Source organism: Prevotella sp. AM23-5, from assembly GCF_003473645.1.
GTDB lineage: Bacteria > Bacteroidota > Bacteroidia > Bacteroidales > Bacteroidaceae > Prevotella > Prevotella copri_A.
Genome location: NZ_QUCG01000015.1, coordinates 13814 through 28168, shown reverse-complemented (window position 1 = coordinate 28168; position 14355 = coordinate 13814). Strand labels below are relative to the sequence as shown.

Sequence of the window (14355 nt, the reverse complement as noted above, 5' to 3'; positions counted from 1 at the left end):
AGCCGATAATGCCAAGCAAAAAGTGCTTAAAAGATTAAAAAAGACTTATTTATTTTGTTTTGTCTTTAATTTGCATTACTTTTGCAGGAAAATGAGGTGAGGAGTGAGCTGGACATCCGTTCGCTCTTATCCCCCTAAACGACCAACTTTAAATTTTGATAAAGGATGAACATAGATGAATTAGTAAAGAGAATCAGCAAGACCGATGGACTTTCCAAGACCCTCGGCATGCATTTCATATCTACCCCAGAGCCTGATACGCTTCAGGCTTCCATGAAAGTGGATGAGCGTAACCGCCAACCTTTCGGATTCTTGAGTGGAGGTGCCTCTCTGGCTCTTGCCGAGAATGTAGCAGGCATTGGCTCTCTGGCTTTGTGCCCGGGACAGATTGCTGTGGGCATCAATGTGAGTGGTACTCATGTACAGGCTGTGAGTGAAGGTGATACGGTTACGGCATACGCCAAACTGGTACACAAGGGCAGAACCTTGCACACTTGGGAGGTAGCCATCAAGAATACAGCCGGTGAGTTGATCTGTACCGTGCAGGTAACCAACTATGTGTTTACTCCCAAAAAGAAAGACTCAAAGAAAGAAGAATCTAAAAAGACAGAAGAATAAGGTATGACAGCATTTGCATACTATCGTTTGCCTTATCTGCATCACGCTCATTATGTGGCGCAGCATGAGGGTGAGCCGGAAGTGCTCTCCTCGGTGGCGGAACTGAATGGCAAGGAGGGCTTTGTGATAGCTCCTTTCTCGCCGTCCGGCGATTGCCCTGTGCTGCTCATTCATCCGGATGAAAGCAAGCTTTTGCCCATCTCTGACGCAAAAGTGATTTCAACATCTGATTCTACTCAGGCAGAAAACGCTTCTGATCGTGATGCCTATGCCGAAGATTTTGAATGCTTTCATCAGGAATTGGAGAAAGGTACTTTCAGAAAGATTGTGTTGGCAAGAAAGGCAACTGTGCGAACTGCTGATAAGGATTTCGAAAGTCTCTTCATGAAGGCGTGCCGGATGTATCCCCGTCTCTTCGTCTCCCTGGTTTATACCCCGCAGTCGGGAATGTGGCTGATGGCTACTCCTGAGATTCTGCTCAAGGGAGAACAGGGAAATATGAGTACGATGTCGCTGGCAGGTACCCAGAAGGCGGAACCTTCCCGTACCGTTGCCGATTATCCGGTGGAGGGCGTGGAATGGTCGCATAAAAATCAGGAGGAGCAACAGTATGTCACGGATTATATCGAAGATTGCATCAAGGCTTTTGCTGATGATTATCAGCTCAAGGGACCTTATACCACGATGGCAGCAAACCTCTATCATCTTCGTACGGATATCAGTTTCCGTCTGCGGGATGAAGGCAGGTTGGGAGATGTGATAGATGCACTCTATCCTACGCCTGCAGTCTGCGGAATTCCGAAGGAGGAAGCCCGCCGGTTTATCCTGCAGCATGAGCATCAGCCCCGCAAATACTATAGTGGTTTTGTGGGACCTGTCTCTCCGCAAGGTAAGACCCATCTCTTCGTTTCCCTTCGCTGCATGAATATCCTGCCGGATGGAACCTGTGAACTCTATGCCGGTGGCGGATTGCTCAAGGAGAGCGAGATGGAAAAGGAATGGAAAGAGACTGAAGCTAAGATGCAGACCATCAGACGGGTATTGCTTTAGCTGAGATGGTCAGTTCATCAGACGTGTTTTTCTTTGATTAATTATAAAATCTTAATTATAAGTAAGTTCTCGTGTTTAGTAATATCGATAATGTCAATATCCTGACGGGTGTTCTCGCATCTCATGGTGTGAGAAGAGTTGTGGCTTGTCCTGGAAGTCGTAATGCGCCTATCGTGCATAATTTTAATGAGATGGAAGGCATTACCTGCTATCCTGTCACCGATGAACGCAGTGCAGGATTTGTGGCTATGGGCATTGCCTTGGGTAATCCGTCACCATGTCCCGATCCGGTAGCGGTATGCGTTACTTCCGGTTCAGCATTGCTCAATCTCTATCCGGCAGTCTGCGAGGCTTTTTATCAGAAACTGCCTGTCATCGTGATTTCGGCTGATAGACCTGAAACTTGGATCGGACAGCAGGATGGACAGACGCTGCCACAAGCCAATGTCTTTGGGACGATGGTCAACAGGAGTGTGAATCTTCCGATTATATCCAATGAGGAGCAGGCATGGTATTGCGAACGGTTGGTGCACGAAGCGGTTATCGACTGTGTGCATCGCAAGATAGGTCCGGTACACATCAATATCCAGCTTTCTGAACCGCTTTATCAGTTTACGGTAGATAAGCTTCCGAAAACTCATTGGGTGGATTACGTGAAGACCAATCTCTTTGGCGGCAGTTTCCATTATGGTGATATGCTTGATTTCCTGAATGCCAGGAAACCGATGATTGTGGTAGGGCAGGATTACCCATGCAGTCAGCTTTACGGCATCAAGCAGATAGATTCATGGGCAGTCACGCTTATCGAACCGACGGCTCTGGGCACATCAAGTGAAGATCCTGCATGCCGGGAATTCTCCAGCGGCCTCCTGGTTACTAATTTCGATGAAGTGCTGAATAAGATAGGGTATGACGAGGATTATATGCCCGATTTTATTCTCTATGTAGGAGGCACTTTGGTGAGCAAGCGTCTGAAACAGTTTCTTCGCCTTGCCGTAAAGAAGGGGGCGAAGGTATGGCGGGCAAGCACAGATGGTGATTACATCGATACCTTTATGCGTATTGACCGCATTTTCCCATGTGATACCACACAGTTGGCAGATGCCATGACTTCTTATGATCAGGTTTATCGGGATGAAGTGAATGCGTATAAGGAACGTTGGGAGAAGGCACTGTGGGCGGCTAAACGTTATGCTTTCGATTATGAACCGTCCTTCAGCAGTATGGTAGCTGTGAAGGCTTTCCAGACGGAATATCTGGCTCATTCACTGGATGATACTCGTGAGTGCCGTCTCTTTTATGGCAATAGCATGGCTATTCGTCTGGCTTGCATCTATGCCCGTCAGTATGTGCATTGCAATCGGGGTGTAAATGGTATTGAGGGGTCGCTATCTACGGCAGCAGGCTTGTCTATCTATCTTTCGGAGTATCATCATCCGGATGCCAAGAGCCAGCAGAAGGTATTCTGCGTGTTGGGCGACCTGAGTTTCTTCTACGATCAGAATGCTCTCTGGAATCAGAATCTCAATGGTAGCCTTCGCATCTTGTTGCTGAACAATGGCGGCGGAGCCATCTTTGCCAAGTTCAAGGGATTGAAGGAGAGTGCTGCGCGCGAGAAACTGGTGATGGCTGAGCATTGCACCTCGGCTTATCACATTTGTCTGGCACAGAATGTGGCTTATCAGAATGCTGATGATATGAAGTCGTTGCATGAGGGGCTCGATTGGCTCATCCATACCAAGTCTGACAGACCGATGCTTCTGGAGGTGCTAACGGATATAGAAACTGATAATCAGGTAATAGAAAAATATTATAATAGTTTTCAAATATGAGAGAATGGAAAAAGATAGAAGGTTTTGATTTCAAGGAAATCATCTTCGAGGAGTATAATCATATCGCTAAGATTACAATCAATCGTGAGCGTTATCGCAATGCCTTCACCCCATTGACCACCTGGGAGATGGCGCAGGCTTTCAACTACTGTCGTGACTGTCTGGATATTCGTGTGGTTATCCTGACGGGTGCTGGCGACAAGGCGTTCTGTGCCGGTGGTGATATGCATGTGAAGGGCAGAGGTGGATATGTAGGCAACGATGGTGTGCCTCGTCTCAACGTGCTCGATGTGCAGATGCAGATTCGCCGCTTGCCTAAGCCGGTTATCGCCATGGTGAATGGTTATGCCATTGGTGGCGGTCATGTGCTCCATGTGATGTGCGACCTGACCATCGCATCTGAGAATGCCATCTTTGGTCAGACCGGTCCTAAGGTGGGAAGCTTTGATGCCGGTTTCGGTTCTTCATATCTGGCAAGAATGGTAGGTCAGAAGAAGGCTCGTGAAATCTGGTTCCTCTGCAAGCAGTATTCTGCAAAAGAGGCTGAGGAGATGGGAATGGTGAACAAGGTGGTTCCTCTCGATCAGTTGGAGGATACCTGTGTAGAGTGGGCTGAAATCATGATGGAGCGTTCTCCTTTGGCTCTCCGTATGATCAAGGCTGGATTGAATGCCGAGTTGGATGGTCAGGCTGGTATCCAGGAGTTGGCTGGCGATGCTACTATGCTCTATTATACCATGGATGAGGCACAGGAAGGCGGTAAGGCTTTCCTGGAGAAGCGCAAGCCTCGCTTCGAGGATTATCCTCAGTTCCCATAATAAAAAAACTCGGAAGATACATTTCGATATCTTCCGAGTTTTTTTATTTCGTTTTTTATTCGTGAGTAGCGAATCTCTGTTCTGCGAGCTTCTCATATTTGGTTCCTGGCTTGCCATAGTTGGCGTAAGGCCAGATGCTGATGCCGCCGCGAGGAGTAAAGATACCTGTTACCTCGATATACTTTGGATCCATCAGCTTGATGAGGTCCTTCATGATGATGTTCACGCAGTCCTCGTGAAAATCACCGTGGTTGCGGAAACTGAAGAGATAGAGCTTCAGGCTCTTGCTCTCTACCATCTTCACGTCTGGAATATAGCTGATGCGAATCTCTGCAAAGTCTGGCTGACCCGTGATAGGGCAGAGGGAGGTAAACTCAGGGCAGTTGAAACGTACCCAGTAATCATTGCCAGGGTGCTTGTTCACGAAGGTCTCCAATACCTCTGGCGCATAATCCATTCTATATTGGGTCTTGGCACCCAGTGCCTTCAACCCATCTTCTTTTCTATCCATAGTTCTAATGTTTAATGTTTGGTGTTTAATGTTAATTTTGGGTGGCGAACTTTTCTGCTGAAAGGACTTTCTTTTTGGGCTCTAGATAGTCCCCAGTTTGAAGATGTTGTAGGAGATGTTGTTGTCATACACATCCTCGCCCTCGTGTTTCTTAATCGCATTGACCACACGGATGGTGACAGGAAGCACGATGATTTCGTACACGGTCTTCAATACCACCTGCCAGAGCATCAGCCACGGCAGTTCTGAAGTAGGAACCACTCCACCCAAGGCAAGAGGGAAGAAGATAAGGCTATCGCAGCTTTCGCCTGCCACGGTGCTCCAGATGGCACGGGCGGAGAAATGCTTGCCGCCATCACGAATCTTCATCACGCTCATCACATAGGCATTGGCAAAGGAACCTATGATGAATGCTACGAAAGAGGCAGCGGCAATGCGGGGAGCAAGACCGAAGATGGCATGGAAACCGGCATCGTTTGTCCAATAGGGAGCGGCTGGAATCCAGTCGCAGATGGCGCCCAGAGCTACAAAGAAAAAGTTCATGGCGAAGCCTGTCCAGATGAGAAGGCGGGCTTTCTGATAGCCCCATACTTCGCACACCACATCGTTGATGATGTAACTTACCGGAAACACGATGAGGCCGCCAGTCAAAGAAATCGGGCCTACTGCAATTTGCTTTGTTTCGAGCACGTTTGCCGCAATGAGACAAACGCAGAAGAGGATGCTGAAAAGCATGAACAGCACACTCACTTGAGTTGTTTTCTTTTCCATTTTCTTGTTTTTTACGAGGTTTACCAAGCACTCGGGTTATACTTACTTTTTATTTCGGGCTGCAAAATTACAACATTTCTCTCTAACTGCCAAATCTTTACCCGTTTTTTTGCATAAAAAAAGCCCCAAGTACTATCACTAGCACTTAGGGCGATATGTATTAACTAAACCTAACTTATCTAACAATTAAACCTAACTAAACAATCTAACCTAAACTAAACAATCTATTCAACCAAAACCTAACTAAACAATCTGCTTATGAAAAACTAACCCAAAAACACTTATCCTATTGAAATCTGGCGTGCAATCTTCTGCTCTTCCTGCTGCATCTTAGGCAACTGGATGGTGAGCACACCGTCAGCTACACTGGCAGAAATCTTCTCCTTGTTGACATCGTCTGGGAGAATCAGGGTCTGCTCAAACTTAGCGTATGAGAACTCGCGACGTAGATAAACGTGCTCCTCCTGCTCAGGCTGATGCTTGTTCTCCATCTTGATGTGGAGATCGCCATTCTCATTGAGGTTTACCTCAAAGTCGTCCTTGCGCATTCCTGGAGCTGCAAGTTCTACTGTATATTTTGTCAAAGACTCCTTGACGTTGATGGCAGGGGCTGTAGTATTAGCCTTCTGCATATTACCTTCGTTGAAGAGTCCGTTAAATACCTCTGGTATCCAAGAATTTCTGTACATCATAATCTTAACCTCCGATTCTATTTTTATTTATTATTATTCGTTATTATTTATGTTGTGTAGCGAATTACTTGTCCGCTTACACTTCCTCTTTTACAATCCCCGTACCAAAGTGTAAACTTCTGCCAAAACGTCGGTGAGAGGTGTCAAAATGTCCTAGAATGGCAGAGTTCTATTTGAATTCGATTGATTTCTGCTAATTATAGTTAATGTTTATTCGTAAGTTTTTGAGTATGTGCTTTTTTTTCTACTTTTGCTAATATTAATTTTAATGCAATTGAGTTATGAAAAGAAATTTGTTATTATGGATTTGTTTGTGTATTGCAAATATAGCTTTTTCACAAACTACACATCTTACAGATTTAGGAGTTTTGGCAACTGTAAGTGTAGATTTAAATGCAACGGATTTGCAACGGTTTGTTTTTTCTGTGCCAGAACCGCCAGAAGGAGCAAGTCCTAATGCTGAAATATATGGTCCTGGTCAACCACGAATAATTAGTTATGGTAGTGGAACATGGCAGATATCAGTAAGTGGAATATTGCTCGATGATGATTCTAATTATGATGAAGCAGTGCTAGAGCTGTGTGTGGATAAATGGTATGATGAAAAGAATGGAAGATACGTAACTTCGATTTCAAATACTGATACTCCTGGAAGGTATTGGCGTTGCTATTATGAAATACGTTTGTTATGGAATAAACTAAAGTAGTTGCCTATGCGAGTTGTTTTTATATTGTCTTTATTGGGTTTATGGTGTTCTTTTGGCTTTGCTCAGCTTCCAAAGGATTTTAGAACAGAACAGATTTTTTTGGAATTAGGAAAGACGGAATGGAATCCAGGGGATACACTGGAGGTAAATGGCGTTGTGACTTGTCTGGCTGCTAATCGTTTCTTACCTTATAGTAATTATCTATATATAGAACTCTTGAACAGTCAGGATTCAGTTTTGGTTCGACAGAGGGTGGATTGTAAAAAGGAAGGAAGTTTTAGGGCACGAATTCCTACGGAACGAATTTATTCTGGCTCCTATTATTTACGCTCTTATACCAATCTGATGAGAAATTTTTCTTCTGAAAGTTTTGCGTATCAACCAGTTTATATCGGAAGCAAGCCTTCATCTCTCAAATCTTTGGATAATGATGAAGTTTCTTGTTATATTTATCCGACGGCAGGAGTTTTGTGCCCTAATAGAATACAGGAGGTTACTGCATCCTTTTTAAATTCTCAAGGTGAACCCTTGGAATCCTTACCGGTAGCTCTGCTTAATGAAGCTGGTGATACAATTAGTTCTGTCAAAACTTCTAATTCTGGATTTACAGTCTTTCATTTTATTCCATTAATGGGTAAAAGATATAGTTTGTCTGTTAACATTTCTGGAAAGGATAAAAGGATCCTGCTGCCTTTTGCTGACGACAAGAAAATGAAAGTGCAATGCTCTGTGAATGGTAATAAGTTATTTTATGAAGTCTTGAATGCAAAAGGTAGGTTGGATAATACTGAACTTTATTTGTTCAGTAGAGAAAATGGTGTTTGTAAGATTGATAAGTTTGGTGAGAGTGGGGTTGTGCTTCTTACGAATAGCCCTAAAATCATAACTCTGTTTCTGACAGATAAGAATCATCAGATTTTATCAGAAACGAGTATTGTCTGTAAGTATCAATATCCGCAATATGTAGATTCGTTGATAAATGAAGCTCAAAGAACCTTTTCCAATGATACGGTTGTATTAGCTGGCAATAGGTATGAGTCCATACGTTTTGTTTCTGATAGCGACAAATGGGTTTCTCATGCAGAAAGTGATTTGCTGTATTTGTCGGATTATAATTCGCCATTGCCTTTTCCCAAAAAAGTATTTCAGAAAAGAACCTCTTCTCGCTTTGCCGATTTGCAGGCATGGATGAATACTGCTAGATTTAAGCGATTTGAACTTTCTGAGGCCCTCTTGAAAGATTCAGCCATATATACTCATCTACCAGAGGAAAATATGCTCATTATTGGAAAAGTCATGTCTATAGATGATTTGGTGCTAAGAGGAGGAAAGGTTGTTGCCTATAATACAAGGAATGCCTTGGTGTATGACGCACCGGTAGATAAAAAAGGTAGATTTAGAATGGCTGTTGATGACTTTGAGGATGGAGATACCTTTTTTCTGCAGCCTGTAAATGTACGGGAGCAACCAGTCAATGCTGCTATTCATTTTGAAGATATGACTTTTCCTCCAGCTTTTCATCTGATTGAGTCCGGAACGAATCGTATTTTTAGTATTGATGAAAGTGGTGCCAAAAAAGGAAAATTTAAAGACCAATATTTGCCGGAAGTTGTAGTCAAAGCTAAATATCGTAGAGAAAAGCCTATGACATCCGCAGAATTTTATGGCGTGAATTACGTGGATCACGATCATATTGAACGACACAATTACCAAACTCTGTTGGATATTTTAAGATCTATGCCAGGAGTAAGGGTATTGTATAACAGTGACGTAAAAGCTGAAAAGAGATTTTCTTTGCAATCTACTAGAGGAAACTCTGCATTGAATGGCTCATCTCTGGTGTTGTTGGTGGATGGAACTCGCCAAGATTACGAAATAGAGTCTGTTCTTGAAATGCCTGCTTTGGAAATAGAATCTGTGAAGCTGCTCAAACCATGGGAAACTCTAGCATACGTGCATGGAGCATTGGAAGGGGCTATTTATGTAAAAACCCGTTTTGGAAATAAAAAAGCTGCAGTCTCTAAAGGAACATATTATACACCTATGGGATTGTCTGTAGTAAAGAAGGGGAATATAAAGCAGATAGGGCAAAGAAAAGACAATTGCCGTATGCTGGTAGATGTTGTTGACGGTACGGATATCTGGTCTTTTGAATATCCAATGACTTTAAACACAAAGTAATTATAGATTCGACGATAGATAATCAAAAAAAGAGGAATCCTCAAAAAGCGAGGGTTCCTCTTTTGATAATGAATAGATATATTGTTGTTATACCATAGGTTGCTACCTTATGTCTTTAGTCTTTTATTTTTCCATAAACTTCTTGGCTGCTCTGAGCTGGTGTCTCATCACGCTCAGGAACTCCTGGCTCTCCTGAAGTACATTCAGGTAAACCAGCGAAATCTGCATCAGGGAATTATCTGAAAGATGCTGGATGCGGTCGATATGCTTCTTGCGAAGTACGCTGAGCTCATCCTTGCAGGCATCTGCCTCGGCGAGAATCTCGTGGTAGTTCTCGTAGCGGCTGGTCTCAATCTGCTCGCAGCTCATACGCATCAGGTCGTTGATCTTCTGGCGTACAGGAGCAAACTCCTTGGTATATTCTGCAGGAAGTGGATTGAAGTTGTTGTCCACGTGCTCCTTGATCGGGTCTAGCATACGGCGCAGAGAGTAGATGAACTGCTGGTTGCTGTTGGCACCCAGATGGAACCAGGTGTTGCGCTCGATGGCAATCTCCATAGGTGATTTCTTCAAACCGAGCATCTCCTGGCGACGGTATTTCTTCAGCATATCCTGCTCCTTCTTCAAGTCCTTGTTGGCATGACGGAGATACTTAGGATTCTCGTTGGCAAGACCATCCATAATCTGGTTGAACTCGTTGAGTGCAAAGTGGCAGACGAAGCTCTGGGTGCGGGATACCTGGCGACGAAGCAGATCCCATACAATCTCTGGATCGTGTGAGCGCATCATCAACTGGAAGGTGCTGCCCTTGCTCTCTTCCTTTGCCTTCTTGTTATACTGGATGTTGCTGCGGATGAGCAGGAAGATAACCAATGCCATGAAGCAGCTCTGGATTCCTACACCGCCGAAGTGCATGATGAGGCAGACAATGGCGCAGGCTGCGAAAGCTACACCGGCTGTGATGAACCATCCACCAATCACACTCAATACACCGGTTACACGGAACACGGCACTCTCACGGCTCCAGGCTCTATCGGCAAGTGAAGAACCCATAGCCACCATAAAGGTTACGTAGGTGGTAGAGAGTGGCAACTTCAGGTTGGTACCGATGGTGATGAGCATACTTGCCAATACCAGGTTTACGGCTGCACGAACCACGTCGAAGGCAGCGCTCTCTTCCAGCTCTACATCGTTCTTGTCGAATCGTCTGTTAATCCAGTTCATCAAAGACTTTGGCATAAACTGCTTCAACCAAGAATCTGTAGCCTGGCAGTTGCGTACAATCACGCGGGCTGCAGAAGAACTTCCGAACATCTCGTCACCCTCGTCCTGACGGCTCAAATCCACAGAAGTCTTGATTACGTTCTGAGCCTTCTTGGAAGTTGCCATAGCGATGATCATCACGGCACCGGCAGCGAGAAGATAAACTGGAGTAGTCTTGGCGCTATCCATCAGAGAAGTCATCATAAACTGGTCTGGAGTAGCACCGTTGGCATTTGCCATATAGTCCTGATAAGAAGAAAGACCAGCGAGAGGCACACCGATGAAGTTCACCAGGTCGTTGCCGGCGAAAGCCATAGCCAGGGCGAAAGTACCCATCAATACGGTAAACTTGAAGATATTGATGCGGCAGAGATGCAGGAACTCCATTACGATGGCAGAACCTACGAAGGTGATGCAGAGCAGCAAGCCCAGGTTCTGGTCGATATAATCGCGCCATTCTGCTGGCAGGTAAGGACTCTTACCCAATCCCTTCATGAAGATGAAGTAAGAGAGGGCTGTGAAGGCGATGCCACCGAAGATGGCGATGCTGTAGCGTGAATGCTTGCGATAGTTGAAGGTGAAGATGATACGGGAAAGCCACATCACGAAAGCACCGAATACGAAGGCGATGATGACGGATGAGAAGATACCCATGATAACCTCCAAAGCTTTGTTACTGTTGAGCAATACGCCGTAGTTGAGGCTATCGTCGCCGTACATCTTCAATGTTGCGAGGATAAAGGCACCTCCCAGGAGTTCGAACACCAGCGAAACGGTGGTTGAGGTTGGCATACCCAGCGTATTGAACACATCCAGGATGATCACATCCGTCACCATCACGGCTAGGAAGAGCGTCATCACTTCCTCGAAGGTAAAGTGATCTGGACTCATGATGCCGTGTCGGGCGATATCCATCATTCCCGATGACATAATGGCACCCAGTACCACACCGCAGGATGCGATGATCAGCACCGTGCGAAACTTTGCCACCTTAGCTCCGATGGCAGATTGCAGGAAGTTGACAGCATCGTTGCTGACTCCCACGAAGAGATCAAACACTGCCAGACAGAGCAGGAAGATCACGATACAAAGATAAATCGTACTCATTATTATATTAATGTTTATTGTTTTATAGGGGCTTATCTCTACATAGTTAGATAAATTTCTCCCCTTGCTTTTCTGGGTGCAAAGATACGAGTACGATGTTACAGGTGATTTAAACAGGTGTTACAATGTTGTTAAGATGTTGTTGTGTTGGCGAGGTATAGATAATATGTTTTTCGTGAAAATTGATTTGTAAGGGTGAAAAGTCAATATCTTTAGTCTAAAATCGTAAAAATGAAAGAATTTATCCACAAAGATAAAGAAATTTCCGTTGTTGGTGCTGCTGACAGTGCCACAGGAAACGATGGCATCAACAATCCTCTCAGCAAGTCAAGAGCGGATTATATCACGCAACAGCTTGTGGCAAGAGGCATTGACAAGTCCATGATAATATCAAAAAGCGAGGGTGGTATTGATGAGTATTCACCAATTGCAGCCAACCGTCATACGGTGGTTAGATTGTTTGTTTGATAGTAAAGTATCATTCATACGATAAAAATGGATAATCTGTAAAACAATGATTATCAAAAGAAAGAGTCCATTCGTGATGAATGGGCTCTTTCTGCTATTGGTTATTCTGTTATTTTTCAAGTCGCAATATCTTGTTTATGACAGCGACAACTTGCTCTTGAATGTAAGCTTTGAACATCGTGTCATCCTTTATGGCAAAGCCCAACTGTTCATATACTACAGTATTGACAGAACTTCTGAGTAGTTTTAGTTTGTCGTTTACTGGTATCTGTCGATGGGCTTGCCAATAGAGCGTAACTTCATCTTGCACTATCGCTTTCAACACCATTTTCTGTTCACGGCTGAGTTTTTTGAAGGTCTTGGTTTCTCGTTCTTCGTTGTTGCCATATAAAACGGAAGCGATATATTCATCTGCGTCAGCAATTTCAAACTCATTATCCCCGAAAGGCAAGTCCAAAACTTTCTTGTTACCTTTCTTTATCTCACCCATGCACCCTTACAGATGTGTTGGGCATGACCTTTTCCAGAAAATGATTCATTCGACTTGTATTCACCACAAATCTTACAGTAATGTCCTCTATGCTTCTTTGCCATGACAGTTTATTTTATCAAATACGAAATCAACTGCTCCATGCTATTTTCGATACTTTCAATAGTCGGTATATCTTTGTAGGCAAGGTCTGGAAGTTCTTTTGCATAGACGTTGCTTAACGCTGACCATACATTATGTAGGTCACAGATGATTGGAGAATCCATGATGTCTTTGTTTTGCCATCCTTCAGGCTTGTCGAATCTCTGTTGGTCTTGTGCAAACAAGTTGTTGAAGTCCGATTTGAAAGCATCGCTTTTCAGATATTTCTGTGTCTCTGCATCATTCAATAGAAAATGCAAATCATAGAAATGACGTATCTTGGCTGTCAACTCCGGCAAGTAGTTGTCGGCTAAGGAACAGCGAAGCAATGATACCAGTTTCTCTGTCAATGTCCTACGCCTGTCGAGAACATTCACCTCGAAAGGTTGCATATCATATTCCTCTATCAAGTTCTCGTTGCCTGTCTTTTGCAAGAACTCGGTCAAGAAGCTTTGCAGTTTACATTTCTGAAAAGGATATGGATTGGCAAAGGAATTGATTTCAACAAGCAACTGTCCTGCTTTGATAGCACCTACTTGTAATGTATCAATAGCTCTTGGATAAGAATAGTATGCCTTGTGATAGTGAGATCCCTTGCTCGTAAAACCAGGCATATCCATTTCCAGCAGACCTTCCGTCATGCTTTTGGCAGTTCTCTTGATCAGCATCTTCAATTGGTTGCCGCTGAGCGTCCATGCCTCAGAAATAGCAATATCTATGTCTTCTGAGAATCGACTTCCGATACTGTATGCTTTTGTAAGACTTGTTCCTCCTTTGAAAATGGCACGATTCTCCTTGTCGTTCGCAGCCATCAATGACAGCGAGCGACAAATCCAATAGTCCTTCTCAATGAAAATGCTCTTGATGCCAAGTCCTCCAACTTCTACGGGTTGTGATGCAGCTTGCAAGGCATCAGAGAACAATTCCCAGTTTTCATGTAATCTCATATGATGTTCCAGTTTTTTTTGTTTGATAATACTTTGTCGGAGATTGGCAACTTGTAGCTGGTCACTCCATTCAATGTTTTGCTGATGGTTTCCGTTTCAAGTTCCATATTCTCGTAGATGGCTCCAAGCAAAGCTCTTACATAAGGTGTGTATGCCAAGGATAGTTCCGCCAATTCTTGCTTCTGATTCTTTGAAAGAGCATTGATCGCTTTGCAAATATTCATCACACATTCATCTGGTGAAGTGGCAGGAATGTCCTTTATAAGGCGCAGAGCATCCAATATTCTAAGTAATGGAATGTTGCTTGATGTTATGGCGTTCTCTTGTAACAAGAAAGATATTTTGACGCCATTCCTTGTGATAGGTCTCCTATATTTATTTGTGCCGACAAGGATAGATGAGCTTATCTGTGTTGTCAGCCCCATGGATGCAAATGCGGCTGTCCCGGTAATGTAACCTACAATTTTGCCATTTTGCTCCAGAAAGTCCTTTACAAGTTCAGAATCTGCAGGTTTTAGATTTCCAAAGATGGTCTTCTTCGGAATATAGTATTTTCCCTTTGCTATCTTTTGTAGCTCGCCTTGGAGCACAAGACGGTTGAGAGCTTTGGCGAGTGCTGGCTGATACCGCATCTCCACCCCAAAGTCTCTTGTTGTCAATACAACCCCAGCAGGGGTGGATGACAATTTCTCTTTTATCAGTCTTGCTATAACCATGTTTTCTCCTTTTTTTCGAGTGCAAAGTTAATAAAAGTCTTGT

General features: G+C 44.0%; 14 protein-coding genes. 7 read left to right on the top strand and 7 right to left on the bottom strand.

What is annotated here, in order from left to right:
- Nucleotides 1-165: 165 nt before the first annotated feature.
- The 4 genes from DW657_RS05560 (at nt 166) to menB (ending at nt 4318) form a co-directional block, all read left to right on the top strand.
- Complete coding sequence (locus tag DW657_RS05560) at nt 166-618, top strand: PaaI family thioesterase (RefSeq protein WP_117661516.1); 453 nt, start codon at nt 166-168, stop codon at nt 616-618.
- A gap of 3 nt (nt 619-621) precedes the next feature.
- Entirely contained in the window at nt 622-1668 is a 1047-nt protein-coding gene (locus DW657_RS05555; RefSeq protein ID WP_118311727.1) for an isochorismate synthase, read from the top strand.
- A gap of 71 nt (nt 1669-1739) precedes the next feature.
- Complete coding sequence (gene menD / locus DW657_RS05550) at nt 1740-3500, top strand: 2-succinyl-5-enolpyruvyl-6-hydroxy-3-cyclohexene-1-carboxylic-acid synthase (protein WP_118311726.1); 1761 nt, start codon at nt 1740-1742, stop codon at nt 3498-3500.
- Nucleotides 3497-4318 (top strand): 1,4-dihydroxy-2-naphthoyl-CoA synthase, encoded by an 822-nt coding sequence (gene menB / locus DW657_RS05545; protein WP_089545278.1) that lies wholly within the window; start codon nt 3497-3499, stop codon nt 4316-4318. The genes menD and menB overlap by 4 nt, the downstream gene beginning before the upstream one ends.
- Nucleotides 4319-4373: 55 nt before the next feature.
- Here the strand turns inward: menB and queF are convergent, their stop codons facing one another.
- The 3 genes from queF to DW657_RS05530 form a co-directional block, all read right to left on the bottom strand.
- On the bottom strand, nt 4374-4829 hold the full coding sequence (queF, locus tag DW657_RS05540; protein WP_117661520.1) for a preQ(1) synthase: 456 nt from the start codon (nt 4827-4829) through the stop codon (nt 4374-4376).
- A gap of 81 nt (nt 4830-4910) precedes the next feature.
- Nucleotides 4911-5600, bottom strand: a complete 690-nt coding sequence (locus DW657_RS05535) for a queuosine precursor transporter (RefSeq protein WP_118311745.1) — start codon at nt 5598-5600, stop codon at nt 4911-4913.
- 281 nt (nt 5601-5881) lie between these two features.
- Nucleotides 5882-6289 carry an Hsp20/alpha crystallin family protein gene (locus DW657_RS05530; RefSeq protein WP_089543473.1) on the bottom strand — a complete coding sequence of 136 codons (408 nt, stop codon included), beginning with the start codon at nt 6287-6289 and terminating at the stop codon, nt 5882-5884.
- Between the two features lie 284 nt (nt 6290-6573).
- Between DW657_RS05530 and DW657_RS05525 the strand changes: the two genes are divergently transcribed.
- Both DW657_RS05525 and DW657_RS05520 read left to right on the top strand, forming a co-directional pair.
- A complete protein-coding gene (locus DW657_RS05525) occupies nt 6574-6999 on the top strand; it encodes a hypothetical protein (protein WP_118311725.1) in 426 nt (141 codons plus the stop codon).
- A gap of 6 nt (nt 7000-7005) precedes the next feature.
- The gene (locus DW657_RS05520; protein WP_147381889.1) at nt 7006-9180 is read left to right on the top strand and encodes a Plug domain-containing protein; all 2175 of its coding nucleotides are present in this window, start codon (nt 7006-7008) and stop codon (nt 9178-9180) included.
- Between the two features lie 123 nt (nt 9181-9303).
- Here DW657_RS05520 and DW657_RS05515 read toward each other — a convergent pair whose 3' ends face one another.
- On the bottom strand, nt 9304-11550 hold the full coding sequence (locus tag DW657_RS05515) for an inorganic phosphate transporter (RefSeq protein WP_118311723.1): 2247 nt from the start codon (nt 11548-11550) through the stop codon (nt 9304-9306).
- Nucleotides 11551-11781: 231 nt separating this feature from the next.
- On the opposite strand from DW657_RS05515, the gene DW657_RS05510 reads away from it, so the two are divergent.
- Nucleotides 11782-12018 (top strand): OmpA family protein, encoded by a 237-nt coding sequence (locus DW657_RS05510; RefSeq protein WP_118311722.1) that lies wholly within the window; start codon nt 11782-11784, stop codon nt 12016-12018.
- Nucleotides 12019-12127: 109 nt separating this feature from the next.
- Here DW657_RS05510 and DW657_RS05505 read toward each other — a convergent pair whose 3' ends face one another.
- The 3 genes from DW657_RS05505 to DW657_RS05495 all read right to left on the bottom strand — a co-directional run bounded on the left by DW657_RS05505 (nt 12128) and on the right by DW657_RS05495 (nt 14312).
- Complete coding sequence (locus tag DW657_RS05505) at nt 12128-12508, bottom strand: hypothetical protein (protein ID WP_118311721.1); 381 nt, start codon at nt 12506-12508, stop codon at nt 12128-12130.
- A gap of 110 nt (nt 12509-12618) precedes the next feature.
- Nucleotides 12619-13596, bottom strand: coding sequence for a nucleotidyl transferase AbiEii/AbiGii toxin family protein (locus DW657_RS05500; protein ID WP_118311720.1), 978 nt, complete (start codon nt 13594-13596; stop codon nt 12619-12621).
- A complete protein-coding gene (locus DW657_RS05495; RefSeq protein WP_118311719.1) occupies nt 13593-14312 on the bottom strand; it encodes a DUF6088 family protein in 720 nt (239 codons plus the stop codon). The genes DW657_RS05500 and DW657_RS05495 overlap by 4 nt, the downstream gene beginning before the upstream one ends.
- Nucleotides 14313-14355 lie beyond the last annotated feature (43 nt).